The organism is Bradyrhizobium sp. URHD0069, assembly GCF_000701345.1.
In the GTDB taxonomy this organism is placed as follows: Bacteria; Pseudomonadota; Alphaproteobacteria; order Rhizobiales; family Xanthobacteraceae; genus Bradyrhizobium.
In genome coordinates this window covers 133,170-159,930 of record NZ_JNIJ01000010.1, presented here as the reverse complement: position 1 = coordinate 159,930, position 26,761 = coordinate 133,170, and the positions used below count along the sequence as shown (strand labels likewise).

Here is a 26,761-nt window from a genome sequence, read left to right as displayed (position 1 = left end):
GCAATTCGCCACTCGCCATTCGCTACTCGCCCCCTTACCTCACGCCTTCGCCAGCGCTTCGTGCAAATCCTCGATCAGATCGTCGGGATGCTCGAGGCCGGCCGAGAACCGGATAAAGCCCTCGCTGATCCCGAGTTCGGCTCGAGCCTCCGGTGTCAGCCGCTGGTGGGTCGTGGTCGAGGGGTGGGTGACGAGGCTCTTGGCGTCGCCGAGATTGTTCGAAATCCGCGCAAGCTTCAGCGCGTTGAGACAGCGGAACGCCGCCGCCTTGCCGCCTTTGACTTCGAAGCCGACCAGCGTCGATCCGGCACGCATCTGCTTCTTCACCAAGGCTGCCTGCGGATGATCAGCGCGGCCGGGATAGATCAGCCGCGAGATCTTCGGATGCTGTGCCAGCGCGTCTGCGACCGCCGCCGCGGTTTCGGTCTGTGCGCGTACCCGGATCGCCAGCGTCTCCAGCCCCTTCAGCAACACCCAGGCGTTGAATGGCGACATCGAAGGGCCGGTCTGGCGCAGAAAAGTGTGGATGTGCTCGGCAATAAAGGCTTCCGACGAGAGAATGATTCCTCCCAAGCAGCGGCCCTGGCCATCGATATGCTTGGTCGCGGAATACACCACGACGTCGGCACCCAGGGTAAGCGGGCTCTGCCAGATCGGGGTGGCGAAGACGTTGTCGACGATCAGCCGTGCGCCGCCTTGATGGGCGATCTCGGCGATGGCCGAGATGTCGAGTACATCGAGCGTCGGGTTGGTCGGGCTCTCCAGAAAACAGGTTTTGGTGTTCGGGCGCATCGCCTTGCGCCACTGCTCCAGGTCGAGACCATCGACCAGAGTGGATTGAATGCCGTAGCGCGGCAACAGATCTTCCACCACATAGCGGCACGATCCGAACATCGCTTTGGCGGCAACGACGTGATCGCCGGCTTTCAGCGGGGCCAGCACAGCCGTCGTCACCGCGGCCATACCGGTGGCGGTGGCGCGCGCCGCTTCCGCGCCCTCGAGTTCGATCATGCGGCGCTCGAACATCGAGACGTTGGGATTGGAAAACCGCGAATAGAGAAAGCCGGGATCTTCGCCCTTGAACCGCGCTTCGCATTGCTCGGCGGTGTCGTAGACAAAGCCCTGCGTCAGGAACAACGCCTCGGATGTTTCGCCGAATTGCGAGCGCAAGGTTCCGGAATGGACCAGCCGGGTTTCCGGACGGTAGCGGGCGATCGATGCCGCGGATGCGGTAGACTCAGACATGTGACCTCCATCGTGACCACCCTTGAAAATGGTCACAAAAAACCGGCCTGGAAGAATTCCACAGGCCGGGATCACACTGTCCCCGGCCTGTTTAGCGACTTATTTTACGTGGCTGCAAGCCGGCCGGCTCAAATCACCACGGGATAAGTCATGCTGATATTCCCTAGCGCCCTTTCCGTCAAGGCGGCCATCGGATAACCGATAAATGTCCATATTTACAGCGTCTGAATGGCAGGGACGCGTTTTCAAGGACGATCGGACGTGCCTTTCACGCTTCAACCCGACGCCGATGGCATTCTGCCCGACCGCATGATCGCGGCGATGGCGGATGCCGGCCTTATCCTGCCCGCCTATCCGTTTGTCGAAAGTCAGATCCAGCCGGCGAGCCTCGATCTGCGGCTCGGCGACATCGCCTATCGGGTGCGCGCGAGCTTTTTGCCGGGGCCGGGCGCGACGGTGGCCGAGCGTATTGACGAATTGAAGCTGCACGAAATCGATCTGACCGACGGCGCGGTGCTGGAGACCAACTGCGTCTACATCGTGCCGTTACTGGAGAGTCTGGCGCTGCCGCCGCAAATCGTCGCATCAGCCAATCCGAAGAGCTCGACCGGGCGGCTGGACGTGTTCACCCGCGTGATCGCGGACGGCACGCGGCGGTTCGACATGATCGGCGCGGGTTACCACGGCCCGCTCTATGCCGAGATCAGTCCGAAAACATTTCCGGTGCTGCTGCGCGAGGGATCGCGGCTGTCGCAGGTCCGCTTTCGCACCGGCGATGCCATTCTCAATGCCGACGAGCTCGACGCGCTGCATGATCTGGAGCGGCTGGTCGACGCCGACGATGCCGATCTCGTCAACGGCGTCGCGCTGAGCGTCGATCTGTCCGGCGAAAACGCCAAGGGGTTTGTCGGTTACCGCGCCAAGCGTCACACCGGCGTAATCGATATCGACCGTCGCGGCGGCTACGCCGTCGATGAATTCTGGGAAGCGATACCAGCGCGGCCCGACGGCAGCCTCATTCTCGATCCCGGCGAATTCTACATTCTCGCCTCAAAGGAAGCCGTCCAGGTGCCGCCGGATTACGCCGCGGAAATGGTGCCGTTCGATCCGCTGGTCGGCGAATTCCGCGTGCATTATGCCGGCTTCTTCGATCCCGGCTTCGGCTATGCCGGCGCCGGCGGGCAAGGATCCCGCGCCGTGCTGGAAGTGCGCTCGCGCGAAGTGCCGTTCATCCTCGAGCACGGCCAGATCGTCGGTCGACTGGTCTATGAAAAGATGCTGGCGCGCCCAGACGCCTTGTACGGCCAGCGCATCGGTTCGAACTATCAGGCGCAGGGCCTGAAACTGAGCAAGCATTTTCGGGTATGAGTGTGACTGTGGCTCGTGTCCCGGACGCGGTGCAGGGCTTCCGGCGGTGCGCCGCAGAGCCGGGATCATTCCAACACGCGTGCAATATGGACCGCGGATCAGCTGCCTATCGCGCCGGACGGCGCCGGCCATTCCAGACGGAAACAGATTTCCGGTGTTAACGTCAGCCCAAGCGTCTATTGCATCAGGAGTGCACCGGCCCACGCCGCCGCCGCGACCAAGACCAAGCCCGGGATCAAGCGAAACGCGAAGGCCGGGCTTCCGCTGCTCCAGGCGAAAATTATCTTGCTGACTGTATTGGTTGAGAATCCGGCGAGAATAGGAAAGACGGCGTCAGCAGGCGTCATCTTCCCCGATGCGACCAGTGAAGCCACAGCGATAGCGGCGGAGTGCGTGTCGACGAAGCCGGAAGCCGCAGCCGCTACAATGACGCCCGTCTCGCCGAACCATTCACGCAGCGCCGCTGAGGCAACGAGCATTGCGGATAGGATCAGGGCGAATAGCAGCGCGACCGGGAGGCTGAACGCCTGTCCCGGCTGAGGGTCAGCCGCTTCCCTTTCGCGTAAGGCGCGGACCGTGAAGACGGCGCCGTATGCTCCTGCGGCAGCGCCTGCACAAACCAGCGGGATAGCTAGCGCGCGCAGGGTGGATATGCTGGTGGCAGCGAGAACCAGAGACAGCTCGATGATCGTGGCAACCGTCGAGAGGGCTGCCCCTGCGATCGCCGCGGTGATGACGCCGCGGCTTTTCCTGGCGCGCGTTCCCATGGCGCCGATTGTGGCGGTACTGGAAATGAAGCCGGACGCGAAACCCGCTACAGGGAGCCCGAAACGCGCGCCGAGCGCACGAACGCTGACGTACCCCGCGGCGCTGATGGCCATCACCAGAATGACAACGATCCAGATCGAGCGCGGATTCAGAGCATCGTAGGGCCCCAACACCTGATTGGGCAGCAGCGGAAGGACCACCAACGTCGCGCCGGCGAAGAGCAGAGCGTCTCTGACCTCACCCCCGGTAAGCACGGAACGGACAAAATGATGCAATGGGGTTCGCGCCGCGAGCAGGCCGGCAAGGGCGACGGCGATGCTGGCCGCCAATGCCGGCTGTTGCACCGAGAGACCGCCAAGAAGCGCGGTGAGAATCAGCGCGATCTCGGTCGTAAGGCCGGGATCGCTGTCGCTGGACTTGAAATAAGCTATAGCGGTCAAAGCCGCCACGCCTAGGATCGTCACTCCCAGCACAAGTGAACCTCCCACCATAACGCTGGTTGCGCCGGCGAGTGAGGCGACGGAGAACGTGCGAATTCCGGCAGGCGAACGAGCAGCACCTCCACCCTTGTGGCGCTCCCGCTCGGCCCCGATCAGAAGCCCGATACCAAGCGCTGCCGCGAGGTTTAGGAGCAGGAAAGCAGAATCGGCCATGAGCTCTCTCGTCGCTAGATCATATCATGCGCGCTCATCCGTTCGTTGGCACCATGTTTCAACCAGGCTCAGGGAACAGCTGCGATGAGCTTACGCCTTTTTGGAACTACTAGGCCATTCGCCCTCTCGCAACGACGGCCGACGTCGTCCGAGACCACCGCGAGCATGAACTTAGCGCGATGCTGAGTGCGACCCGGGCCTGACGCGCCACACCGTGTTGCCGACATCGTCGGCGACCAGCAGCGCGCCGTGCTTGTCGAGTTTGACGCCGACCGGCCGCCCCTGCGCCTGGCCGTTGTCGTTGAGGAAACCAGTCAGCACGTCCCGCGGCTTGCCCGAGGGTTTTCCGTTGGCGAACGGTACGAAGATCACCTTGTAGCCGGAGCGCGGTTTGCGATTCCACGAGCCGTGCTGGCCGATGAACGCGCCGCCGGCCATCTCCGAGGGAAACAGACTGCCGGTGTTGAATGTCAGCCCAAGCGACGCGGTATGGGCGCCCAGCGCATAATCCGGCGCAATCGCCTTCGCCACCAGATCGGGCCGCTGCGGGCTGACGCGGTCGTCGATGTGCTGACCGAAATAGCTGTAAGGCCAGCCATAGAAGCCGCCATCCTTCACCGAGGTCATATAGTCCGGCACCAGATCGTTTCCGAGTTCGTCGCGCTCATTCACGACGACCCACAGCGCGCCGCTCTGCGGCTCCCATGAAGGCCCGTTAGGGTTGCGAAGGCCGGAGGCGAACACGCGCCATTTGCCGGTCGCGCGATCGACTTCGAGCACGGCTGCGCGATCGGCCTCGGCCTCGATGCCGTTTTCGCCGACATTGCTGTTGGAGCCGACAGTTGCATAAAGTTTCGAGCCGTCGGCGCTGGCGGTGAGATCCTTGGTCCAGTGGTGGTTGATGGTGCCCGCGGGCAGGTCTGCCAGCTTCATGCCGAGCGTGGTGATTTTTGTATCGCCGGCATGATAGGGGAATTTCATGATTGCATCGGAATCGGCGACATAGAAGTCCTCGCCGACCAGCGCCATGCCGAACGGCGAATTCAGCCCTTCGATAAAGACGCTTCTGGTTTCGGCGACGCCGTCGTTGTTGGCATCGCGCAGCAGCGTGATGCGGTTTGGGCTCGGCACGCCGGCGCCGGCGCGGCGCATTACCATCTTGGTTACCCAGCCTTTGATGCTATTTGTATCATCGGGCTTCGGCGGGGCGTTGGTTTCGGCTACCAGAACGTCGCCATTCGGCAAAACATAAAGCGTGCGCGGATGCTCCAGCCCCGTGGCGAAGGCATTGACGGCCATTCCATCGGCGGCGACCGGCTTGCCGTCGGGAGGCCAACCGGTAGCGGTGGCGATATTGACCGTCGGTATCCAGGAATTTTGCGGCGGCGGCAGGGCGGGAGAAGGTCCAAAAGTCTGATCAGCAGAAGCAGTGTTCTGCGGCTCGCTACAGGAAGCGAGGGGAAGCGCGAACGCTCCAGTCAGAATCGCAAGTAGTACATTTTTACGCATGGTGGCTCGTTGCATATTGCCCTCTTATAATGCCCAAAACCGGCCAATGTTCGCGACGTCGCTCTGAAATTCGTGTGACTTGACGAACGCGGGGCATGGACTTGCGGCAACAAGAGGGACGGCGATGACCGAGGTGACCGGCGGCAGTACGGACGAGGCGAAATGGCTGCGATGGCGAAGCGTCGCCAATCTGTACCACGCCTATTTCACCGGGCTGATCCTGACCGTCGTCACGCGGCGCGGCACAGCCGACGCCGCGGAATTCGTGTTCCGGGTTTTTCGCCGTCAGCAGCAGGAACGCTTTCTGCCGGGGCTGAAAAAACTCGGCCTGAGCCACCTGCCGCCGGCGGTAGCGGCAGCGCAATATCACTATCTCTCCAACTGGATCGGCGGCGTTTCGGTCGAGTACATGTACGAGACGGATCGCAAGGCCTGGATTCGCTATCCGCCGCCGCGCTGGATCTGGCGAGGCACCGCGATCTGCGGCGTGCCGGGCGAGGTATCGCGGGCGATGCTGCGCGGATGGCATGCCAATAACGGCGTTTCGCTCGGCAATCCCAATCTCGGTTTCGTCTGCACCAAGCAGAGCGTCGAGGGACAGGATGGCCTTGAAGGCTATTACTGCGAATACGACCATGCGCTCGAGATCGATCAGCGCCTGGTGTTCGCGCAGCATCTCGAAGCACCGATATTCGATCCCGCAACGGCACCGGCTCTGCCGGTCGCAAGCTGGCCGAAACCGCGGCTGGAGAAAGCCTATCGCAACTACGCGATGGAATATGTGCGGACCGCCGCCCCCGTGATGGTACAATTGTTCGGCCCCGAAGACGCCGGCTATCTCTTGCATCTGACCGGCAAATTGATCGGCATGCAGTACTTCGATGAAGTCGCGCGCGGCTTTTCGGCTGGTCGGGGAACTGCCAAAGACTTCGCGGCGTTTCTGTGTGCGTTGTTCGAAGCGCAGGACGATGCTGTCGGCATCAACGAGTCCGGTGGCGCATTCGAGATCAGGCAACAGACGTGGAAGCTCATGGCCGACGTTGCCGACTATCATCCGGCCTGCGCCAGGGTCATGGAAGGGCTGTTCGAAGGCCTTGCGGCCGGCTGTGGTCGCTACATCAATGTCGGCATGAGACCGGCGGCCGGCACGCCGCCGTTTCTCTGGTCGATCGGCTAGGCCTTCTCCGTTTGCGTTTATCGGCAATCCCGCAGAGGGCCCCTGCGCCCGACGCACATGGCATCCGGCTAGATCGGTGCTAGGAAGCGGCTCGGCACGGCCGGCAGATCGGGCTGGAGCACGATTAGCAAATGCGCTCCAAATATTAATAGGGCGTATGATCTTATCGCCAACCGCTCACACCCTCGGGTCAAGCCCGAGGGCATGCTTTGGCGGACCATGCGCGCGCGGGAGCAGAAATGTCCGATATCGGTGTTGCCGAAATTCCCGTCGACGACGACGAACAACCACTCCCGCCTATTGAAGCTCCGGCAAGAAATGCGCTGGTCGACGGTCCGATCCTGCGTACGCTGTTGTGGCTCGCCTGGCCGAATATCATCGCGCTCAGCGCGGGCACCTGCGTAGTCATCGCGGAGACGTCGTATATCGGCCGGCTCGGCGTGGAGTCGCTGGCGGCGATGGCGCTGGTGTTTCCGTTCGTGATCCTGACCATGACCATGTCGGGTGGCGCGATGGGCGGCGGCGTGGCATCCGCGGTCGCGCGGGCGCTCGGGGCCGGGGATATCGACCGTGCATCGACGCTTGCCGCGCATGCATTGCTGATCGGCGTCTGTTTCGGCCTGACGTTCATGCTTGGCATGTTGATCTTCGGGCCGACGTTACTGGAATTGCTCGGCGGCCGCGGCAATGTGCTGGCTTACGCCATCGACTATGTGCAGATTTTTTTCGGCGGCGCGGTGTTGCCGTGGCTGATGAACACGATGGCGGGAATCCTGCGCGGCACCGGCAACATGAAACTGCCGTCGCTGATGATTCTCGTTTCCGCCGTCTGCCAGATCATTCTCGGCGGCACGCTCGGTCTCGGCCTCGGTCCTATTCCGCAATTCGGCATGCGCGGCGTCGCCGCCGGGTCACTGATCGCCTATTTGATCAGCATAGCCGTGATGGCGTGGTATCTGTTTTGCGGTCGGGCGCGCGTCATTCCCAAGGTCAGGGGGCTTCGCATTCGGTGGGCGATGTTCGTCGACATTCTGAAAGTCGGCGCCGTCGCCTGTTTCTCCCCGCTGCAGTCGGTGCTCACCGTCGGCATCTTCACCCACATGCTGGCGCAGTTCGGAACCGAAATTCTGGCGGGATACGGCATCGGCGCCAGGCTTGAATTCATGCTGACCTCGATCGCATTCGCGGTCGGCATGGCGTCGGTGCCGATGGTCGGAATGGCGATCGGCGCGCGGCGGGTTGCGCGCGCGCGACGGATTGCCTGGACGGCAGGCTGCGTCGCTTTCGCGTCGGTCGGCGTCGTCGCGACCGTGATCGCGATTTTCCCCGATCTCTGGGTCAATATATTCACCAGCGATCCCGGCGTGCGTGCCGCCAGCCGGCAATATCTGTCGACGGCGGCTCCGATGTACGCCTTCATCGGCCTGTCGATCTCGATGTATTTTTCCTCGCAGGGCGCGGCCAAGGTACTGGGACCGGTGCTCGCGCAAACCGCGCGGCTGGTGTTCGTGTCCGTCGGCGGCTGGTGGCTGTCGATGCATGGCGCGACCGCTGCCAACTTCTTCGCGCTGGCAGCGGCTTCGATGGTGCTGCTGGGCGTGCTGTCCGCCGCCAGCGTCATCCTGACGCGATGGGAACCGAAGCGCCGCCCCGCTCCCGAAGTTCATCCCGCCTCGTCGGGAATCGCAGATTAACGCCGGCGGTAGCGCCGGGGGCCGTGTCCGACGCCGAAATTGGCCGTCCGCATCAATTGCGGAATCATGCTCATCAATTCGCCGCCACTACCATCGCCGACCATGGCCGTGAAGTCGCCGCCGCCCATGGCCATCGCGTAACCTTCGGGAGCAAAGGCCGCTCCCCCGCCGCCAAGACCGCCGGGAATTCCGCCGCCGCCGAGCATACCGCCAAAACCGCCACCGCCGCCTTCCATCATCTGGCTCATCATCGGCCCCATAGTCCGCATCATCATGCCGAAGCGGCGCTTACCCATCTTGGCCTTCATCATTTCCAGCATCGGCGCCATCTGGGTCATCATGTCGTCGCCACCTCCGCCGCCAAAACCAGCAAATTGTGCCTTTGCCGTCCCTGTTGTCAGCGTAAACAGCAGCAACAGCGTGGCTGCCTGACACACCACCTTGTCAGCTCCAGTCATGGTTCTGTTCCTCGCGTGCGTAGCTCCGCGGAAGCGGCGCAAACCGGACGCACAAGGCGACGCTAGAAAACGCCAGAGCTGCTTTCTGTGCGAAAGATCACGTTCAAGGAATGAGGCAGGAGCCTACGCGGCACGCCGGGCAGAGAATTCGACGTTGAGACGCCAGGTCGCCCCCTGATCGGCCGAGACTTCGCCCCGCCAACGAAAGGAATGGGGCGTGATCTCAGAGAAGCTCCATCGGATCAGAACCCCGTCGGGCCGGGTGCCGAGCTGGACAATATCGTCGCCTTGCTTGCGGCCGATCATATGGAGAAAATTCTGCGTGACTGGATCGGTCCATTGGATTTGCCATGCATCGATCCTGGGATCGTAGACCCGCAGTGTCGTGCCATAGGAATTGACGTTCGCGGCGGCATCGCCCGTGCGCAATTCGCCGCGAGGCGGCACGATCCAGACGTCCTGGATCGCGCGGCCTTCGAGCGCCCAGCCGAAGTGCCATTCACCGGCGCGGCGCCGCTCGCTGCCGTCTTCGGAAAATTGCCTGACATCCAGATCCCAGGAGCCGACGAAGCGCCCGTAGACATCCATCTTGCCGGCGCGGCCGGGGGAAGGTCCGTCCGCGCCGAGCGCGTCGAGAAACGGGTTGGTCATGCCGCACTACGTCCCAGCTTTTTCTGCATGGCGAGCACGCCCAGATCCATTTGCGCATCCATATAGGGTGCGATCTCATTCGGCAGCACGTCGGCGATCCATACGAAGCGGGTGCGCCCGTCGCTCTCGGCAAAGACCTGTGCTGAGGCGCTGTGCTGCTTGATGCGCTCGCTGACGATGGCGTAGACCAGCCGGCGTCGCGCGTCGTCGCAATCGACCAGGATCTCGCGCGCCACTGTTCCGTTCGAGAACGTCACGATGCGCGCGTCGCCGTCGAGTTTGGTGTCGGTCACGAAGCCCGGCACGAGCCGCGTATGCAGCGCGCCGAAATCGCGCAGCGCGTCCCAGACGTCGTTGGGGTTCGCGTCGATGAGAATGTTTTTCTGGATGGAGGCCATGGATTGAGTCCTTGTTGCAGGAAGTCGATATTTCTACGAAGCCGTCATTGCGAGCCAGCGGGTCGCGCGGATGCGTGCCCGATGACGGGCTCCGCGAAGCAATTCATCGTACGGCAAAAGCAAGAGTGGATTGCTTCGTCGCTTCGCTCCTCGCAATGACGGCGGGACGAGCAGCGCGCTACGTGCAAACCGCTTCGACATTGTTGCCGTCGGGGTCGATCAGGAACGCCGCATAGTAGGTCGGGCTGTAGTCGGCCCGCGGGCCGGCGCCGCCATTGTCGCGGCCGCCGGCCTTCAGGCCTTCGGCGTGGAATTGCTTGATCGCCGCATGATCCTTCGCGCGGAACGCGACATGTGCGGCTGACCCGGCCGATCCCTTGTGCAGATGCAGCCAGAGCGCGGGCGCGTCCTTGGGGCCAAAGCCCGCGCCGGAATCGTCGCGCGAGCACAGCACAAAGCCCAAGGGGGCGAGCGCTGCCGTATAGAAGCGCACGCTGGTGTCGAGATTTCCGACGCGTAATCCGATGTGGTCGTACATGACGTTCTCCGGTGCAAAGCGCGCGATGTCGCGCGGCCTGGAGAAACCCTAGTCAGTTGAGGGCAAGACGTTCTTGGAAAATCTTGCGGTCGCCGCGGGAGGCCTGACGGAACTTCAGCGGCGAGGCGCCGGCGGCGCGGCCGAAGGTGCGCACGAAATTGGAGAGGTCGGCAAAGCCGACGTCATAGGCGATATCGGTGATCGGGCTGTCGTCGTCGGCGAGCCGCCGCGCCGCATGGCGCAGCCGCGAGCGCAGCAGGTATTGGTGCGGCGTCACTCCCAGAACGTCCGAGAACAGCCGCAGGAAATGGTACGGGCTGATCCCGGCCTGATCGGCGGCGTCTTCCAGAGTGATCTGACGGTGCGAATGGGCGTCGATCCACAGCGCCGTTTCCACCGCGCGGCGGCGGTCGCGCGCCGCATCCGGGCCGGATTTGCGTGGCCTGCCGGAAACTACCTCGACGAAGCGGCTCGCCAGCACCTGGCCGATCTCGTCGAGGCCGATGTCGCTGCTGCCATCTGCTGCCGATTGCGCCAGTTCCCCGAGCACCACGAGTTCCGGCAGCGGCGGCACGGAGCCGACCTGCCAGGGTGCGTGGCTGTCGCCGATCGCTTCCACCAGTTCGGGACCGATGAAAAACGACAGGCATTCGTCGCCGCAGACGTGGTCGTGGGTGCAGGTATATTCGTCGCCGGGGTGGCCGATCAGCATCGATCCCGCCACCAGTTCGCTGCACTTGCCGCGGTTGCGCAGGCCGAAACTGCCTTTCCGCACATAGGACATGGAGTGACCGCTGTGCTGCTCCGCGAACGGCTTGTCGCCCGGTCCCGCGCTGCAGCGAAAGTCGAAGACAGATATGGATTTCCGCTCAAGAAGCGTGGTCGAGATCATCGCACAAATCTAGTGATGGGCCCGTGGCGGCGCAACGGGCAGCAACACGTCGAACAGCGTCTTGCTGCTTGGACTGTGCGCGCCCTCGATCGAGAGCGGCCGGCGCTTCGAAATAACCCCGCCAGCGACATGTTGTCAGGGAGCCGCCCGCCTTGAGAACGCTGGGTCCCAATTGAACGGCCTGTCAGGCAAGGCTGAGACATCCTGCGAAGCACATCACGACGCCAGAGAGCATCTCCAAGCTGGCGCTCGCAATCGAAAGTGAGCCTCAATGGCCGCTTAGACTGATTGCGGAAGTTTGAGGAATCCGCTTTGCTCGCCCAAATCTTAAATTGATAATCGTGCCGTGGTTTGCTCTAACTGCTTTCGTGCGGGCGTAGTTCAATGGCAGAACGGCAGCTTCCCAAGCTGCATACGAGGGTTCGATTCCCTTCGCCCGCTCCAAATTTGCTCAGGTTGCCCCGACCGTGGCGGCGATAGCAGCCTATCTTTCTTCACCAATCGCGCGTACGGTGTTATCGTCGCAAGACGATGGCGCTGAAACTTAGAGCGGACTGCGGGCAGACCCGGGGGCAGTACCCGGCGCCTCCACCTTAGCAGCTTGAGCTTAAAGGTCTCATCCCGGTGAGATCGATTCTGCCGTAAGGCAGAATCCCTGGGCTGCTAAGGCGGGGGCGAAATAGGATCGATGGTCGCGAAGAAGTTCTGAATTGTGCCCGGCATGATACCGCCGTTATCGGGTCAAAAACCTAAATGCAAACGATAACGTTGCATTGAACGAAGTGCGCCTCGCGGCGTAACCTGTTCGGGGTTCGGAGCACCTGGCAACAGAAGCTTCATTGCCGCGTCAGCCCTCGGGTTGGCGCGGCTTTTATTTTGTCTCGAGGCCAGGAATTGGCCCGCCGTGCCGGCGGCTCCGAAAGAAGCACGGCGATCCGGCAAAAGGCTGTGCGACGACCTCTGGATAAAAAAAGAAGTGGCTCCCTGGCCACTTCTTATTCATTTTCCATTATCCGTGATGCGTCCGTTGGCGATGGTGCAAGCGAGGCGCCATGGACGCGTTGCCATTCCGCCAGTTGTTGCGATAGTAGCCGCCATCGGTATACGGATTGCCGGCTCCCAGGTTTTGGCAATTTGCATTCGGGTAGAACTGCGCGCAATAGCCGGGGTCTTCGATTACCTGTTGCGCCAGCGCGGGTGTTGCGAAAGCTGCCGCGGCAACAGCGGCGGCGCCAATCATTGCGAGTTTCATCTTGATCTCCTGTATAGTGCAAAGGGAAGATGGAAACGCGCCTTCAGTTTCGCCAATTAGCTTTTGGTAAGCTCCTTCAAACGTGATAATCCGGCATCGTAATTGACCGCTACCGAAATTGGCGCACCCGTCATCCGGGAACGCCCGCTCCAAGTTTGCCCGAGAAAGTGCAAGAGGAGAACGTTTGGCCGAAGCGATCATTTCAATCGACACATCACGCAACGGCGGCTTGTTCGCGGTCGCAGTCGCCGGCGTGCTGACCGGCATCCTGACGCCGCTGCTCCCGCAACTGATCGACAGGATCAGCGGCACGCCCGGCGAATTCCGGATCGCGCTGGTGTCGATCCCGTTCGCGATCCTCGTTCTCTTTCTGGTCCGGCGCAGTGCAAATCCGTGGTGGGCAGCGCTGCTTGCTGCCGTCGTCACCATGATCGCCTTCGTGTGCGCGGTGAATGCTGCGATCTTCATCGACGGGCAGGCAAGTGATGCGAGCAAGGCCCTGAGAAATATCTGGTCCGGATTGGCCGGTGGATTCACCGGCACGACGATCATGGCGCTTGGAATATCTCTGCTGCCATCCGGTCCGCGCGATGTCGTGGCGTGGGCGCCGATGTTGCTCTACGGCACCATCGCCGGCGCGCTGCTGGCGCTCGACAATGCGCTCGACGTCGATCTGACGTCGGTGCTCTATCCGGTCTGGCAGGCCGGCGTCGCGGTCGCGCTGGCGACGGCGTTGCGGCGGACGAGGGTTTCCTGACAGGTATTTCTCTCTATGTTCAAGACAGCAAGGTTTTGACAGGCCGATGATATTCTGGCGCCGGGGCATGCTGATCACATCGCGATCGGGCGCGCGGCTGTTCGATCCGAACTCGCCGCTGCACGCGCAACTCGCGCTCGGCTTCACGACGGCGTCGTTACGGCTCGACGGTAAGGGTTGCCTTCATGTTGGGATGGAAGCGGCATTAATATTCGATTGTACCGGCCTTCTTCAAAACCGAGGTGACGGTCTTCTTCGGCGGCATCGTTACGTCCCAGTCGCCGTTTCGCGCCGTCGCGGTATGGACAAAAATGTCCTTGTTGATCCATTCGATGGTGTCGCCGACCTTGGCTGTGGCCTCCGCCGGCGAGACCACCAGGTTTTCCATCGAGATTTGGATGGTCGCCGCACGCGCCGAGACGAATATTCCCAGCGTTAGCGTTGCGCTGATCGGGAGTATCCATCTCAGCGTCATGTGAGGCTCCTTATTTCAGCGCCGCTGCGACATGTTCGGCGTGCTGCTGGTGGCCCTGAAAGATCTTCAGGCCGGTCTGCAGCAGGCTTTTCAGTTCGGCATTGCTTGCCGAAGGAATCAACTGGGTCTCGAGCGCGCCGTTGACCGCCTTGTGATAGGCGACTTCGTTGGCGACATAGGCCTTGTCGAATTCCGCGCCTTTCAGCTTGCCGAGTTCGGCGAGCTTGTCGGCGGCCTGTTTCGAAAGCGAGCGGCTGGTGTCGTTGTCTTCCGGCGTGACCTTCAGCTTCTTCACCAAATCCAGCGCCTGCTTGTTCACGGCTTCATGGTCGCGCACCATGTCGCCAGCGAATGCCTTGACCTCCTTGTTGCTGGCTTTCGTCATCGCCTGTTTCGCCGCCGCGATATCGATCACGCCGGCGGTGTAGGCGATATGCGCGATTTGCGGATCGGTCGGCTTCGCACCTTGTGCAAGAGCGGCACTGCTCAACAGACTCACCGCGGCGATTGCCGCGCTCATTCGAACGAACATGGTTTGACACTCCTGTGGCGCCGTGGCTTTCCGCCACCCGGCATTGTTGGTTGCACAGGATTGGATGGAGCGAGGACGCCCGAAAAACTATGCGGTCAGGCCGAGCCGTTTCAAAACCGCGTCGGTCAGCCGTTCGCAGCGCTTGCCGGCAAAGGGAAACGCTTCCATGACGATGGGGCCGATTTTCCTTTCCACATTATTCCGCAGCATGGTGCGGGCACGGTGCAGCCTGGTTTTCACGGTCTCCGGTTTCAGCCCGAGAAGCTCCGATGTCTCCTCGACATTCATCCCCTCGATCACGCGGGTGATGAAAACGATCCGAAAGGCGTTGGGGAGTTCGTCGATCGCGTGCTCGACGACATGCTGAATTTCACGCTGTGCCATGGATTTTTCCGGGTCCTCGGATACGGCCGAGAGAGGAAACTGGATGACTTGCGCCTCCAGCGTTCCCGGCGGCAGCGACGTCCATTCCACCCCCGGCCGCTGGCGGCGCAGCCGGCCCAAAGCTTCGTTCATGGCGATACGCGCCAGCCAGGTTGCGAGACTTGAATCGCCGCGGAAATCCTGCAGATGCGTGAACGCCCGGAGATAGGTTTCCTGCACCACGTCCTCGGCCTCGCTGTCGTTGCGTAGGATTCCGCGGGCGAGCCGGTACAGCCGGCGATTGTTCGATTGCATGATCGAGCGAATGGCCGGCTCGTCGCGATTGCGGGCGCGCTGGACCAATTCGGCCTCAGGGCTCCCGATGGGAGCGACTTGTGGTGCTTGTGCCGCGCGCATGATGGCTTCGCTCCAACCGATAACACGATACTGCTGAGGATTGGATGCGGCAAAGCCAAGGAGGTTCCCGCGCCTTAAAAAAAGCGCCCCAAATGGCTATCCGGAACGTTATCCCGCAGCCTTCGCCGCAGGCTTTTTCATTCCAGGCGCACGTCTGGCTCGGCAACCAGCTTCGGCCGAACCGCAGAGCCGGCCGCCGACCGACCGCGTCCGGACCTGAATCGAATTTCGGACGTCGGGAGCGTTACCGCGCCGCGGTCACCATGATTTCAACGTTATATTGGGGCGCCGCAAGTTTGGCCTCGACGGTGGCACGCGCCGGCGTATTTCCCCCCGATACCCAACCTTCCCACACCGCGTTCATCTCGGCGAAAGTTTTCATATCGGTCAGATAGATCGTCGCCGTCAGCAGTTTCGATTTGTCACTTCCTGCTTTGGCGAGATGGCTGTCGATGATCGAAAGCACATCCTGCGTCTGCTTCGTCACGCTTTCGCCGGCAGCACCGTTGGCCACGACGCCGGCGAGATAGACGGTGTCGCCATGGACAACGACCTGGCTCATGCGCGGGCCGGTATCGAAACGCTGGATGGTCATGCTGCTCTCCGAATGTGTGTCGTGATTACCTAGCGCGCCGGAGCGGTATGCGCCACTGCGTTCTGGCATCCGTAGCCTGTCGACCTCAGGAAGCCGCTTTCGCCGCCGCGCGTCCGGCGTTGCGGCCGGAAAACAGGCAGCCACCGAGAAAGGTGCCTTCCAGCGACCGATAGCCATGCATGCCGCCACCGCCGAAGCCGGCCGCCTCACCGGCGGCGTAAAGCCCCGGCATGACCTGTCCGTCGTTTCCGAATACCCGGGAGTCGAGGTCGGTTTCGAAGCCGCCCAGCGTCTTGCGGGTCAGGATGTTGAGTTTCACCGCGATCAAGGGACCCTCGGCGGGATCGAGAATCCGGTGCGGTTTCGCGGTGCGGATCAGCCGGTCGCCGACGTACTTGCGCGCGTTGTGGATGTTCATCACCTGGGTATCCTTGACGTAGGGATTTTCGATCTCGCGGTCGCGCGCCTCGATCTGGGCTTTCAAATATTCGAGCTTCAGCAGGGTGTCGCCAGCAAGCGCATTCATGGCGGTAACGAGATCGGCGAGATTGTCGCGCACGATGAAATCCACGCCCTTGGTCTTGAAAGCTTCGACGGGAGCGGGCGCGCCCTTGTTGGTGGCGCGCCGCGCGGTCATCAGCCAGCTCTTGCCGGTCAAGTCCGGATTTTGCTCCGAGCCTGATAGTGCGAATTCCTTCTTGATGATGCTCTGGGTCAGCACGAACCACGAATAGTCGTAACCGGTGCCCATAATGTATTGCAGCTGGCCGAGCGTGTCGGAACCCGGAAACAGCGGCGAGGGCAGCCGCGTGCCGGTGGCGTCGAACCACATCGACGATGGTCCCGGCAGGATGCGGATGCCGTGGCGCGGCCAGATCGGTGACCAGTTCTTGATGCCCTCGACATAGTGCCACATCCGGTCGCGGTTGATCAGCCGCGCGCCCGCGGCTTCCGTGATGCCGATCATCCGTCCGTCGACATGTTCGGGCACGCCGGAGATCATGCTCTTCGGCGCTTCGCCCAAGCGTTTCGGCCAGTTCTGCCGGACCAGATCATGGTTGCCGCCGATCCCGCCGGAGGCGACGATCACGGCTTGGGCGTGCAGCGTGAAATCGCCGGTAACCTTGCGCGAGCTGCTCTTGCCCCGCTCGACATTGTCAGGCTCAAGAATGGAGCCGCTGACGCCATCGACCGTGCCGTTGGTGACGGTAAGCGCATCGACGCGGTGGCGGAACCGAAACGTCAGCCGGCCGCTCGCTTGGGCTTCGCGCGCCCGCCGCTCGAAGGGCGCGACAACGCCGGGGCCGGTGCCCCAGGTCACATGGAACCGCGGCACCGAATTGCCGTGGCCCATCGCATCGTAGCCGCCGCGCTCGGCCCAGCCGACCACCGGAAAGATTCGATGGCCCATCGCCCGCAGCCATCCGCGCTTTTCGCCGGCCGCGAACGCCACATAGGCTTCCGCCCAGCGGCTTGGCCAGAGATCCTCATCGCGGTCGAAGCCCGCCGACCCCATCCAGTCCTGCAGCGCGAGGTCGTAACTGTCCTTGATGCCGAGCCGGCGCTGTTCGGGGCTGTCCACCAGAAATAGGCCCCCGAACGACCAGAACGCCTGGCCCCCGAGGCTTTGTTCGCCTTCCTGATCGATCACGATGACGCGCTTGCCGGCGTCGGCAATTTCGGTCGCGGCGACGAGGCCCGCCAGTCCGCCGCCAACCACGATTACGTCCGCATCCCCTGGCATTCTGGTATCCCCCTACTTCTTTGGGATTGAAGCCCGCGGCGTTAACCGCGGTCAACGGCAAATGGCGGTGCGCCGCAGCTGGAACGTCGTAATGTTCCAGTTTGGGACCGATCGGCGAACCGGTGCAGCGCGCCTGCAACACTTAATTTGAATTTGTTGTGAATCCCTCCCGCCGTCTGGACAAAATCGCAATCTCGCAACACGCTGGCCAAAGTCTTGCATCACTCAAGTCGATCAGATTCGGGTTCGACAGGTTGGACTGGGGCCGGAAATGAAATTCGTGACGGGGTTGCTCGCGGTGGTCCTTCTGCTGGCGGGCGTGGGGGCAAGTCACGCGGTGGTCCGGATTGCGGAGGACCGAGGCGGCCGGATCGGAACCTATGTAGACAGATACCAGGGCCTGCGCAGTTCCGGCGAGACGGTGATCATCGACGGCCTGTGCGCCTCGGCCTGCACCATCGTCCTCGGCGCGGTTCCCCACGACAAGATTTGCGTGACGTCGCAGGCCAATCTGGGTTTCCACGCCGCCTGGGATTTCGGCGCCAACGGCCGGGCGATCACCAACCGCGAAGCGACGCAGATGCTGTACTCGATGTATCCGTCGCCGATACGGCGCTGGATCGCGCAGCGCGGTGGACTGACCCCGCGGATGATTTTCCTGCGCGGCAAGCAGTTAATGAGCATGTACCGCCCCTGCTATCTCGACGCCCAGGCGTCCTCTCCGCGGTCATCATCGTCACGCCGAGATCGCGATTTGCGTCAGCATCACATGGTCATCCGTGCTCCCGCCGTGCTTGCCCGGGAGCCCGACTAGCCCTATCTGAGTGATAGACGCCGAACGGCGGCAGCGCCGTCTCGTCTCGTCAATTTGCTCGGATGACTGCGCATGGCTCAGCCGATTTCTACCCAGCAGGACCTGCCCGGCGTGTCGCGGCCGGCTCACAGGATTGCTTCGGCAATCGTGGTGGCCGCTGTGGCTCTCGGCGGCGCGCTCGTGCTGGCTGCGGTGGCGTTGTGGTTTCATTACGGCACGGCGGTCTTCTTCGAAATGATTGAATCCGGCATCGCCGCCTGCTTCTGATCCGACAAAGGAATTTTCACAATGGACCGGACCATCCGCCCGCTGGTCATTGTCGCGGCATTTGCCGGAAGCCTGGCGATTGGCCTCGCGCTCATGCTGTGGGCGATAGGCGGATTGCGTAATGTGGCGGCGCCTGCCGCGATCGGCGGCCCGTTTCAGTTGACCGACCAGGCCGGCCAGACCGTGACCGAAAAAAGCCTGCAGGGCCGCCCCACACTGATCTTTTTCGGCTTCACCCATTGCCCCGACATATGCCCGACGTCGTTGTTTGAGATTTCCGAGGTGCTGCGGGCGATGGGCAAGGACGCCGATCGCGTCAACGCCTATTTCGTCTCCGTCGACCCCGAGCGCGACACATCAGCGGCGATGAAGGACTATCTGTCGAGCTTCGATCCGCGTCTCAAAGGCCTGACCGGCAATCCCGACGCGGTGGCGAAAGTGCTTTCGGCCTTCCGGGTCTATGCCAAAAAAGTCCCGCTGAAGGATGGCGACTACACCATGGACCATACCGCGTTGATTTACCTGATGGATCGCGACGGCAAATTCGTCTCTCCCTTCAATCTCAAGCGGACGCCTGAGGAAGCTGCCGCCGATCTGAAGCGGTATCTCTGATCCGCGGACCGCCCGGTCCTGACGCAAACGACATTCGCATTATCAGCCGGATGGTCTAAAAGGCCGTCGAATTTCGGAAAAACCGCTGACAATGCGATCACAGATGGCCCCCCTCGCTAGCGAACGACTGCTTCGAGCACTCCGGACAAGCTTCGCGATGGCCGGGGTCTCGGTCGGCGTTGTGTTGGCAGCGGCAGCGTCGGGCGGCGCTGCGCACGCCCAAGGCATCGCCAAGCCCGCCCCGGAGGCGGCACCGCAAGCCGTCCCCGGCTTCTGGGACCCCAGGCGGCGCCCGGAACGGCCCGACCTGTCCCGCCTCACGGTGATCCGGTTCCTGACCGAAACCGATTACCCGCCCTTCAATTTCACCGGCCCGGACGGCAATCCGGCCGGCTTCAATGTCGATCTGGCGCGGCAGCTTTGTGAAGAGATCAAGGTCACCTGTACGATCCAGATGCGGCGGTTCGAGACGCTGCTCGATGCCATCGCCAGCAACCGGGGCGACGCCATCATTGCCTCGCTCGCGGTGACGCCGCAACTGCGCGCCCGCGTCGATTTCACCGATCCGTATTATCGGGCGCCGGCGCGGTTCGTGTCGCGGCGCGACGCCGTGATGCCGGAGATTCGCCCCGAATATCTCGAGGGAAAAAAGGTCGGCGCCATCGCCGGTTCGTCGCACGAGGCCTATCTTAAGGCGATGTTCACCGATGCCGAATTGCACTCCTATCCCAATGACGATGCGTTGCGGCTGGCGCTGCGGCGCGGCGAAGTCGATTTCATTTTCGGCGATGGGATCTCGCTTGCGTTCTGGATCAACGGCACCGATTCCGCCGAATGTTGCGCCTTCAGCGGCGGGCCGTTTGTCGAGAGCCGCTATTTCGGCGAGGGCATCGGCATCGCCGTCCGCAAGGGTAATGACCTGTTGCGGCAGGCGTTGAACTGGGCGTTGTTCCGGGTCTGGGAAAAGGGCCGCTACACCGATTTGTGGCTGCGGTATTTTTCCGTCAGCCCGTTTTGAGTGTCTGATTGGATGGCGCACTTCTCGTCATTGCGAAGAGCAAGGCGACGAAGCAATCCAGTCTTCCTTTGTTGCCCTCTAATTGCTTCGCGGAGCCAGTCATCGGGCGGGCATTGGCGCGATCCGTCGGCTCGCAATGACGGCTGGTCTCAACGTTCAGCCGTTGCATTTACAGGCTGACACGTTAGTTTCCGCGTCCTTGGAGACCCCTTTAGATGTCCACGATCGATCTTGCCGCCAGTCCGAGCGATCTGCGCCCGCTCGCCGAGCAATCCAGCGCCTGGCCATTCGAGCAGGCGAAGCAGATTGTCGCGCGGCTGAAGAAGAAACCGAAGGACGAGGTGCTGTTTGCGACCGGTTACGGGCCGTCGGGCCTGCCGCATATCGGCACGTTCGGCGAAGTGGCGCGCACCACCATGGTGCGTCATGCGTTCCGGGTGCTCACCGAGGACAAGATCAAGACGCGGCTGATCGCGTTCTCCGACGACATGGACGGCTTGCGCAAGGTGCCGGACAACGTGCCGAACAAGGAGATGCTGGCAGAACATCTCGGCAAGCCGCTGACCCGGGTGCCCGACCCGTTCGGCACCCATCCGAGTTTCGGCGCGCACAACAATGCGCGGCTGCGTGCCTTTCTCGATACCTTCGGGTTCGACTACGAGTTCGCCAGCTCGACCGACTATTACACCTCCGGAAAGTTCGACGCCGCGCTGCTGCGCGTGCTAGAGCGTCTCGAGCAAGTGATGGCGATCATGCTGCCGTCTTTGCGCGAAGAGCGCGCGGCGAGCTATTCACCGTTCCTGCCGATCTGTCCGCGTACCGGCATGGTGCTGTATGTGCCGATCGTGGCGCACAACGCGAAGTCCGGCACGATCTCCTATGACGATCCCGAGACCAAAGAGCGCGTCACGCTTCCGGTCACTGGCGGACATTGCAAGCTGCAGTGGAAGCCGGACTGGGCGATGCGCTGGTTGGCGCTCGGCATCGATTATGAGATGGCCGGCAAGGATCTAATCGATTCGGTCAAGCTGTCGGGCAAGATCTGCACGGCACTCGGCGGCATGCCGCCGGAAGGGTTCAACTACGAACTGTTCCTCGACGACAAGGGCCAGAAGATTTCCAAGTCGAAGGGCAACGGGCTCACCATCGATGAATGGTTGCGCTATGCGTCGCCGGAATCGCTCTCGCTGTTCATGTATCGCGAGCCGAAAGCGGCCAAGCGATTATACTTCGACGTGATCCCGCGCAACGTCGACGACTACCAGCAATTTCTCGAAGCGTTTCCACGGCAGGATGCCAAGCAGCAGCTCGCCAATCCGGTCTGGCACATCCACGCCGGCTATCCGCCTGCGTCCGATATGCCCGTCACCTTCCAAATGCTGCTGACGCTGGTGTCGTCCTCGAACGCGGAGAATGCCGCAACCTTGTGGGGCTTCATCGGGCGCTATCGTCCCGGCGTCACGCCGCAAACCCATCCAAAGCTCGACGCAATGGTCGGCTACGCCATCAACTACTATCGCGACTTCGTGGCGCCGACCAAGAAATTCCGCGACCCGAGCCCTCTCGAACGTGCGGCGCTGCAGGATTTGCGCGACGCGCTGTCGCAATTGCCGGCGGACACTTCCGCGGAAGAGATCCAGAACGTGGTCTACGAGATCGGCCGGCGCGAACCGTTCCTCGATCCGGTAAAGAAGGGCAAGGATGGCCGGCCGGGTGTCTCGCTCGACTGGTTCAACATGCTCTATCAGGTGCTGCTCGGTCAGGAAAAAGGCCCACGCTTCGGATCCTTCGTTGCGGTGTATGGGTTACAAAATGCGGTGACGATGATCGACGGCGCGCTAGCACGGTCGGGATGATCCTGCGGGCTCCGTGACTGCCATGGCTTTATCTTCGCAGCGCATCATCACCCAGCTGCGATGGTGACACTGCAAATCGAGATGGGAGGCCGGCTGTAATTTCAGCCGACACCGTTTCAAAATGCATTACAATCCAGCTCATAAGAAAACCGTCCGGCTTCCGTCGAGGCGGTGACGCGGACGCCATCGCAGCAACAGCAGGGAGGATGCCTATGCAGTTCAGGGTTTCGCCGAAAGAGCTCCAGGATTGCAGTGCCGAGGAATGGCAGGCGCGTGTCGATCTGGCGGCCGCGCACCGGCTGGCCTTCATGCACGGTTTCAGCGAGGGAATCTTCAACCACCTGACGCTTGTCGTGCCAGGCCACAGCGACCGCTACTACCAGATCCCGTTCGGGATGCATTGGTCCGAGGTGACGGCCTCTTCCTTCATGGAGGTTGGCCTCGAAGACGGCAAGATCAGGCGCGGGGCGGGCGAGGTGGAACGCTCCTGCTATTGCATCCATGCGCCCATCCACAAGGCGCTGCCGCAGGCCAAAGCCGTGTTTCATACGCACATGCCGTATGCGAGTGCGCTGACACGCCTCGAAGACCCGCGCATCAAGGAGATCGGCCAGACCGAGGTCGGGATGATGGGAGAGATTGCGTACGACGACGAGTACACCGGCCCGGCCCTCGACCCCGCGGAAGGCGATCGCCTCGCCAGGGTCATCGGCGACAAGACAGTGTTGTTCATGGCCAATCACGGCATTACCACGGTCGGCAATACGGTCGCCGATGCCTATGATCGGCTTTACTACATCGAACGCGCGGCACAGGTTCAGGTCTACGCCATGTGGACCGGGCAACCCCTGAAACAGCTCCCTGCCGCGGTTGTCGAGAAGACCAAGCGGGATATCGGCGGGACTGGTTTCTACGAGGGGCCAACCCCGGCACAGCGGCACTTCGATGCATTGAAGCGCATCCTCGATCGGAAGGAGCCTGACTACGCTTCGTAGGCGCCGACGAGGGACTTCGCGCTTTTCGGCCAGAAGCGCCGCGATCGTCGTCCCGGGCGAACGCCGGGACCCGTACTCCGTGTCATCGCTTGTTAGAAAAAGGCGGCCGCGTTCCACGAGGCTAGGATAGGGTTATTGACTTGCCCAAATAATCCTGGCGATCCACTCGACCTCGCCGGCCGCCAAGGTGCGGTCGGCGTCATTCGGATTCAGCGATTGCAGCTCTAGCGTCTTCGCCGTCCGGCGTTTCAATTCCCTCACCATCACCTCGCCGGCCCGCGTTTTCACCACGACGCGGTCGCCGCGCCGGATCGGCGTGCCCGGCGACACCACGATGACGTCGCCGTCGCGGTAGACAGGCTTCATCTGATCGCCGGAAATTTCCAGCGCATAAGCATGCTCGTCATTGGCCGAGGGCAGCGCCACCTCGTCCCAGCCCTTGCCGGTTGGGAAGCCATTCTCGTCAAAATAGCCACTGCTTCCGGCCTGTGTAAAACCGAGCAGCGGCACCGACTGTACGGTGCGCACGCTATCGCCGATCAGCTGCACGAAGGTATCGAGGGAACTGTTGGTGGCGGCGAGCGCCTTGGCCACCGATTCGGTGGAGGGCCATCGTTCACGGCCGTCAGCGGTGATGCGCTTGGATTTGTTGAACGTGGTGGGATCGAGGCCGGAGCGCTTGGCGAGCCCCGAGGCCGACAGTCCGGCGCGCTCGGCAAGCCGATCCAGCGCGGTCCAGATCTGGCTGTGGGTCAGCACGCGCGGAGTTTTTGGCTGCTTGGCCATCGGTCAGCCTTCCACAATTAGGAATTATTACCTCAACGAACTCGTTTTCGCAATCCGCAAACAGCCGATGCCGCGACCCTTGAAGTGGGCAAGGCGCGCCGATACGGTCGGCGCGAGGTCCGGAAATTCCGGGAAATCCCAAGAGACTCAACGACAAAGCAGGAACTCCGGAACACGTGCGCAGAATCTACAAAATCTGTCCTGCTTCGGCTTGGCGCGAGGCCGAGCGGCAAGGCGTATACCGCGGCAGCGCCGACGACCTCCGCGACGGCTTTATTCATTTTTCGACCGCATCGCAGGTGGCGGAGACGGCAAGAAAGCATTTCTTCGGCCAGAGCGGACTGTTTCTGATCGAGGTCGATGCCGACGCCCTGGGCGAGGCGGTGCGGTGGGAATGCTCGCGCAACGACGAGTTGTTTCCGCATCTCTACGGTGAACTCGATCTCGGCGCGGTCGTTGGTGTGCGCGAGCTGCGCGCGCGGTCCGATGGATATCACGAGATCCCGGAGCTAGCGCCGTGATCCGGGCCTTCGATGCCTTTTCGCTGCCGCTGTTGCGCTGGTTCGATCCGGAGGACGGGCATCGTCTGGCCATTCAGGGTTTGCGGCTGCTGCCGCCGATCCGGCCGCGGCCGGACGATCCAAAGCTTGCTGTGCGGGCCTTCGGCCTGAATTTTCCTAATCCGATTGGCATGGCCGCGGGTTTCGACAAGAGCGCGGAAGCGCCGGACGCGCTGTTGCGGCTCGGGTTCGGTTTTGTCGAGATCGGGAGCGTGACGCCGAAGCCGCAAACAGGCAATCCGCGGCCGCGTTTGTTCCGGCTGGAGCGCGATGAAGCCATCATCAATCGCATGGGCTTCAACAATGACGGGGCTGATGCAGTGCTCCGGCGGCTGGCCGGGCGAGCCCATCTCGGCGGCATCGTCGGCGTGAACGTCGGCGCCAACAAGGATACCGCCGACCGCGTCGCTGACTATGTCAAGCTGATCGAAACCTTCGCGCCGGTGGCAAGCTATTTTACGGTCAACGTCTCGTCGCCGAATACGCCGGGTCTGCGCAACCTGCAGCAGGCTTCCGCGCTCGACGATCTCCTGGCCAAGGTGATCGATGCGCGCGAGCGGGTGCGGCGGAACGCCGGCGAAACGCCGGTGCTGCTCAAGATCGCGCCCGATTTGAGTCTGGCCGAACTCGACGATGTCGTTCATATCGCCCGCTCGCGCCGCGTCGACGGCATGATCGTGGCCAATACCACGGTGGCGCGGCCGGCGACCTTGCGCGAACAGACCCGGGCCAAGGAGCAGGGCGGTTTGTCGGGCCGGCCGCTGTTTCGGCTGTCGACACGGATGGTAGCGGAGACATATGTGCGAGCCGAGGGCGCGTTTCCGCTGGTAGGCGTCGGCGGCATCGATAGCGGGGGTGCTGCGCTGACCAAGATCCGTGCCGGCGCCAGCCTGATCCAGCTTTATTCCTCGCTGATCTACAAGGGCCTTGGCCTCGTGGACAACATCAAGAGCGATCTTGCGTCAACGCTGTTGCGCACCGGACGCGACTCGCTGTCCGAAATCGTCGGCGCCGATGCCGCGACGATTACGGCCGAGGAATGGCCGGTTTAATCACATACCATCCCCTAAATTCAGCCGGGCAGCGGCTCCTGGTGGAATGAAGCGCGCAGCAACGCCGGATAGCGCATGGCCTGCAAACCTCCGCGCGCGGCATAATGCACCAGCAGGGCTCCCCACAGGCCGGCATTGCCGAACGACCGCAGCGCCAGCCACGCCGTGAGAAATATCAACAACGAAAGCACCATCAGGTTGCGCATATCGCGAGCCCAGGTCGCGCCGATAAAAACCCCGTCATAGGCGAAGGCGAAGACGCCAAGCACCGGGGCCAGCGCCACCAGCCATAGATAGTTGCGCGCGGTGCGCCGAACCTCTTCGCTAGCGGTCATGATATCGATGAGCCCAGGCCCGAACAGCGCGTAACTCGCTGTCACCGCAACGGCAAAGGCGAATCCCCACAGCACTACCAGCCGGACGGCAGTTGAGAACGCGATCCGGTCGCGGGCGCCGTAGGCTCGGCCGCAAAGCTGCTCGGCCGCGTTGGCAAGGCCGTCGAGAAAGAACGCGCTGATCAAAAGAAAGTTGTTGAGCACCGCGTTGGCCGCGAGCGTCACGTCACCGGCGCGTGCGCCCTGGGCGGTGAAAAACAGGAACGCTGATATCAGTGCGGCGGTGCGGATCATGATATCGCGGTTGACCGCGAGCATGCGCAGAAGCTTGGCGCGGTCGAGCAGGGCGGCGCGCGGCACGCCAAGCCGTCCATTACTCAGGCCTCGCGCGATCAGAATGCCGAGCAGGAGCCCGGCCGCTTCCGCGATGACGGCGGCAACCGCGGCGCCGGCGATTCCGGCGTTCAGCACCAGTACCAGCGCCACCGTCGCCGCCATATTGATGACGTTGATCGCAATCTGCACGCCAAGCGCAAGCTTTGCGCGGGCCTGTCCGATCAGCCAGCCGAGCACGACATAATTGGCCAGTACCAGCGGTGCAGACCAGATGCGGATCATGAAGTAGACCTTCGCAGCGCGCGTGACGCCCTCGCTGCCGCCCATCGCCCCCAGCAAAATTGCGGCAAGCGGCATTTGCAGAACAATGAGACACGCACCGATCAACGCCGCGACGACCAAACCCCGCACCAGCAGCGCGCGCAATTCCAGCTTTTCGTCCGCGCCAAGGGCCTGCGCGGTGAAGGCAACCGTGCTCATGCGCAGGAATGCGAACAGCCAGAACAGACAGTCGAAGATGACCGACGCCATAGCCACGCCGCCGAGCAGCGTCGCCTCGCCCAGCCGCCCGATCGCGATCGTCGAGACAATGCCGATCAGAGGCGTCGTCAGGTTTGCCACCATCGCCGGCCCGGCGATGGCGA

Annotated in this window: 28 protein-coding genes, 1 tRNA gene, 1 other RNA gene, 1 pseudogene and 1 riboswitch; of the genes and pseudogenes, 14 read left to right on the top strand and 17 right to left on the bottom strand. The window is 62.3% G+C overall.

Annotated features, from left to right (window positions below; genetic code table 11):
- Positions 1 to 39 precede the first annotated feature (39 nt).
- Complete coding sequence (locus tag N554_RS0105010) at positions 40 to 1,245, bottom strand: O-succinylhomoserine sulfhydrylase (protein WP_029582478.1); 1,206 nt, start codon at positions 1,243 to 1,245, stop codon at positions 40 to 42.
- A 70-nt stretch (positions 1,246 to 1,315) separates the two neighbouring features.
- A riboswitch (SAM riboswitch) is annotated at positions 1,316 to 1,395 on the bottom strand.
- A gap of 111 nt (positions 1,396 to 1,506) precedes the next feature.
- On the opposite strand from N554_RS0105010, the gene N554_RS0105005 reads away from it, so the two are divergent.
- The gene (locus N554_RS0105005) at positions 1,507 to 2,613 is read left to right on the top strand and encodes a 2'-deoxycytidine 5'-triphosphate deaminase (protein ID WP_029582477.1); all 1,107 of its coding nucleotides are present in this window, start codon (positions 1,507 to 1,509) and stop codon (positions 2,611 to 2,613) included.
- 176 nt (positions 2,614 to 2,789) lie between these two features.
- On the opposite strand, the gene N554_RS0105000 is transcribed toward N554_RS0105005, so the two are convergent.
- Both N554_RS0105000 and N554_RS0104995 read right to left on the bottom strand, forming a co-directional pair.
- Positions 2,790 to 4,034: an MgtC/SapB family protein gene (locus N554_RS0105000; protein ID WP_029582476.1), complete on the bottom strand. Its 1,245-nt coding sequence runs from the start codon at positions 4,032 to 4,034 to the stop codon at positions 2,790 to 2,792.
- A gap of 171 nt (positions 4,035 to 4,205) precedes the next feature.
- Positions 4,206 to 5,543 carry a PQQ-dependent sugar dehydrogenase gene (locus N554_RS0104995; protein ID WP_029582475.1) on the bottom strand — a complete coding sequence of 446 codons (1,338 nt, stop codon included), beginning with the start codon at positions 5,541 to 5,543 and terminating at the stop codon, positions 4,206 to 4,208.
- A gap of 124 nt (positions 5,544 to 5,667) precedes the next feature.
- On the opposite strand from N554_RS0104995, the gene N554_RS0104990 reads away from it, so the two are divergent.
- Both N554_RS0104990 and N554_RS0104985 read left to right on the top strand, forming a co-directional pair.
- Entirely contained in the window at positions 5,668 to 6,720 is a 1,053-nt protein-coding gene (locus tag N554_RS0104990) for a hypothetical protein (RefSeq protein ID WP_029582474.1), read from the top strand.
- A 239-nt stretch (positions 6,721 to 6,959) separates the two neighbouring features.
- Positions 6,960 to 8,414, top strand: coding sequence for an MATE family efflux transporter (locus N554_RS0104985; RefSeq protein ID WP_029582473.1), 1,455 nt, complete (start codon positions 6,960 to 6,962; stop codon positions 8,412 to 8,414).
- On the opposite strand, the gene N554_RS39570 is transcribed toward N554_RS0104985, so the two are convergent.
- The 6 genes and pseudogenes from N554_RS39570 to N554_RS41715 form a co-directional block, all read right to left on the bottom strand.
- Positions 8,411 to 8,872 carry a hypothetical protein gene (locus tag N554_RS39570; RefSeq protein WP_029582472.1) on the bottom strand — a complete coding sequence of 154 codons (462 nt, stop codon included), beginning with the start codon at positions 8,870 to 8,872 and terminating at the stop codon, positions 8,411 to 8,413. The two genes, N554_RS0104985 and N554_RS39570, sit on opposite strands and share 4 nt — an antisense overlap.
- Positions 8,873 to 8,995: 123 nt before the next feature.
- Positions 8,996 to 9,523: a hypothetical protein gene (locus tag N554_RS0104975; RefSeq protein ID WP_029582471.1), complete on the bottom strand. Its 528-nt coding sequence runs from the start codon at positions 9,521 to 9,523 to the stop codon at positions 8,996 to 8,998.
- A complete protein-coding gene (locus N554_RS0104970) occupies positions 9,520 to 9,921 on the bottom strand; it encodes an SRPBCC family protein (protein ID WP_029582470.1) in 402 nt (133 codons plus the stop codon). The genes N554_RS0104975 and N554_RS0104970 overlap by 4 nt, the downstream gene beginning before the upstream one ends.
- Before the next feature lie 178 nt (positions 9,922 to 10,099).
- Entirely contained in the window at positions 10,100 to 10,459 is a 360-nt protein-coding gene (locus N554_RS0104965) for a VOC family protein (protein ID WP_029582469.1), read from the bottom strand.
- Positions 10,460 to 10,511: 52 nt separating this feature from the next.
- On the bottom strand, positions 10,512 to 11,351 hold the full coding sequence (locus tag N554_RS0104960) for an AraC family transcriptional regulator (protein ID WP_029582468.1): 840 nt from the start codon (positions 11,349 to 11,351) through the stop codon (positions 10,512 to 10,514).
- A gap of 9 nt (positions 11,352 to 11,360) precedes the next feature.
- A pseudogene (locus N554_RS41715) lies at positions 11,361 to 11,474 on the bottom strand (cysteine methyltransferase); the annotation flags it as partial.
- A gap of 247 nt (positions 11,475 to 11,721) precedes the next feature.
- On the opposite strand from N554_RS41715, the gene N554_RS0104955 reads away from it, so the two are divergent.
- A tRNA-Gly gene (locus N554_RS0104955) sits at positions 11,722 to 11,795 on the top strand.
- A 37-nt stretch (positions 11,796 to 11,832) separates the two neighbouring features.
- Positions 11,833 to 12,192, top strand: a transfer-messenger RNA (tmRNA) gene (gene ssrA, locus N554_RS37850).
- 168 nt (positions 12,193 to 12,360) lie between these two features.
- Here ssrA and N554_RS35410 read toward each other — a convergent pair.
- The gene (locus N554_RS35410) at positions 12,361 to 12,603 is read right to left on the bottom strand and encodes a hypothetical protein (RefSeq protein ID WP_036052425.1); all 243 of its coding nucleotides are present in this window, start codon (positions 12,601 to 12,603) and stop codon (positions 12,361 to 12,363) included.
- A 184-nt stretch (positions 12,604 to 12,787) separates the two neighbouring features.
- Here N554_RS35410 and N554_RS0104945 point away from each other — a divergent pair, with 184 nt between their 5' ends.
- The gene (locus tag N554_RS0104945; protein ID WP_029582466.1) at positions 12,788 to 13,360 is read left to right on the top strand and encodes a hypothetical protein; all 573 of its coding nucleotides are present in this window, start codon (positions 12,788 to 12,790) and stop codon (positions 13,358 to 13,360) included.
- Positions 13,361 to 13,565: 205 nt separating this feature from the next.
- Here the strand turns inward: N554_RS0104945 and N554_RS35405 are convergent, their stop codons facing one another.
- From N554_RS35405 to N554_RS0104920, 5 genes are all read right to left on the bottom strand, one after another.
- Entirely contained in the window at positions 13,566 to 13,835 is a 270-nt protein-coding gene (locus N554_RS35405; RefSeq protein WP_051677317.1) for a cupredoxin domain-containing protein, read from the bottom strand.
- 10 nt (positions 13,836 to 13,845) lie between these two features.
- Entirely contained in the window at positions 13,846 to 14,367 is a 522-nt protein-coding gene (locus tag N554_RS0104935) for a DUF4142 domain-containing protein (protein ID WP_029582465.1), read from the bottom strand.
- 87 nt (positions 14,368 to 14,454) lie between these two features.
- Entirely contained in the window at positions 14,455 to 15,147 is a 693-nt protein-coding gene (locus tag N554_RS0104930; protein ID WP_029582464.1) for an RNA polymerase sigma factor, read from the bottom strand.
- Positions 15,148 to 15,391: 244 nt separating this feature from the next.
- The gene (locus N554_RS0104925; protein ID WP_029582463.1) at positions 15,392 to 15,742 is read right to left on the bottom strand and encodes a RidA family protein; all 351 of its coding nucleotides are present in this window, start codon (positions 15,740 to 15,742) and stop codon (positions 15,392 to 15,394) included.
- Between the two features lie 85 nt (positions 15,743 to 15,827).
- Positions 15,828 to 17,486: an FAD-binding dehydrogenase gene (locus tag N554_RS0104920; RefSeq protein ID WP_029582462.1), complete on the bottom strand. Its 1,659-nt coding sequence runs from the start codon at positions 17,484 to 17,486 to the stop codon at positions 15,828 to 15,830.
- A 271-nt stretch (positions 17,487 to 17,757) separates the two neighbouring features.
- Between N554_RS0104920 and N554_RS35400 the strand changes: the two genes are divergently transcribed.
- From N554_RS35400 to N554_RS0104890, 6 genes are all read left to right on the top strand, one after another.
- On the top strand, positions 17,758 to 18,300 hold the full coding sequence (locus tag N554_RS35400; RefSeq protein WP_245283526.1) for a hypothetical protein: 543 nt from the start codon (positions 17,758 to 17,760) through the stop codon (positions 18,298 to 18,300).
- Positions 18,301 to 18,372: 72 nt separating this feature from the next.
- Complete coding sequence (locus N554_RS0104910; RefSeq protein WP_029582461.1) at positions 18,373 to 18,567, top strand: hypothetical protein; 195 nt, start codon at positions 18,373 to 18,375, stop codon at positions 18,565 to 18,567.
- A 21-nt stretch (positions 18,568 to 18,588) separates the two neighbouring features.
- Entirely contained in the window at positions 18,589 to 19,179 is a 591-nt protein-coding gene (locus tag N554_RS0104905; protein ID WP_029582460.1) for an SCO family protein, read from the top strand.
- 157 nt (positions 19,180 to 19,336) lie between these two features.
- On the top strand, positions 19,337 to 20,197 hold the full coding sequence (locus N554_RS0104900; protein WP_371259456.1) for a transporter substrate-binding domain-containing protein: 861 nt from the start codon (positions 19,337 to 19,339) through the stop codon (positions 20,195 to 20,197).
- Between the two features lie 215 nt (positions 20,198 to 20,412).
- A complete protein-coding gene (locus tag N554_RS0104895) occupies positions 20,413 to 22,053 on the top strand; it encodes a lysine--tRNA ligase (RefSeq protein WP_029582458.1) in 1,641 nt (546 codons plus the stop codon).
- A gap of 212 nt (positions 22,054 to 22,265) precedes the next feature.
- On the top strand, positions 22,266 to 23,048 hold the full coding sequence (locus N554_RS0104890; protein WP_245283525.1) for a class II aldolase/adducin family protein: 783 nt from the start codon (positions 22,266 to 22,268) through the stop codon (positions 23,046 to 23,048).
- Positions 23,049 to 23,180: 132 nt separating this feature from the next.
- Here N554_RS0104890 and N554_RS0104885 read toward each other — a convergent pair whose 3' ends face one another.
- Positions 23,181 to 23,834 (bottom strand): S24 family peptidase, encoded by a 654-nt coding sequence (locus N554_RS0104885; protein WP_029582456.1) that lies wholly within the window; start codon positions 23,832 to 23,834, stop codon positions 23,181 to 23,183.
- Positions 23,835 to 24,010: 176 nt separating this feature from the next.
- Here N554_RS0104885 and N554_RS0104880 point away from each other — a divergent pair, with 176 nt between their 5' ends.
- Both N554_RS0104880 and N554_RS0104875 read left to right on the top strand, forming a co-directional pair.
- The gene (locus N554_RS0104880) at positions 24,011 to 24,355 is read left to right on the top strand and encodes a DUF952 domain-containing protein (protein WP_029582455.1); all 345 of its coding nucleotides are present in this window, start codon (positions 24,011 to 24,013) and stop codon (positions 24,353 to 24,355) included.
- Positions 24,352 to 25,446 carry a quinone-dependent dihydroorotate dehydrogenase gene (locus N554_RS0104875; protein ID WP_029582454.1) on the top strand — a complete coding sequence of 365 codons (1,095 nt, stop codon included), beginning with the start codon at positions 24,352 to 24,354 and terminating at the stop codon, positions 25,444 to 25,446. The genes N554_RS0104880 and N554_RS0104875 overlap by 4 nt, the downstream gene beginning before the upstream one ends.
- 20 nt (positions 25,447 to 25,466) lie before the next feature.
- On the opposite strand, the gene N554_RS0104870 is transcribed toward N554_RS0104875, so the two are convergent.
- Positions 25,467 to 26,741: an MATE family efflux transporter gene (locus tag N554_RS0104870; protein WP_051677329.1), complete on the bottom strand. Its 1,275-nt coding sequence runs from the start codon at positions 26,739 to 26,741 to the stop codon at positions 25,467 to 25,469.
- Positions 26,742 to 26,761 lie beyond the last annotated feature (20 nt).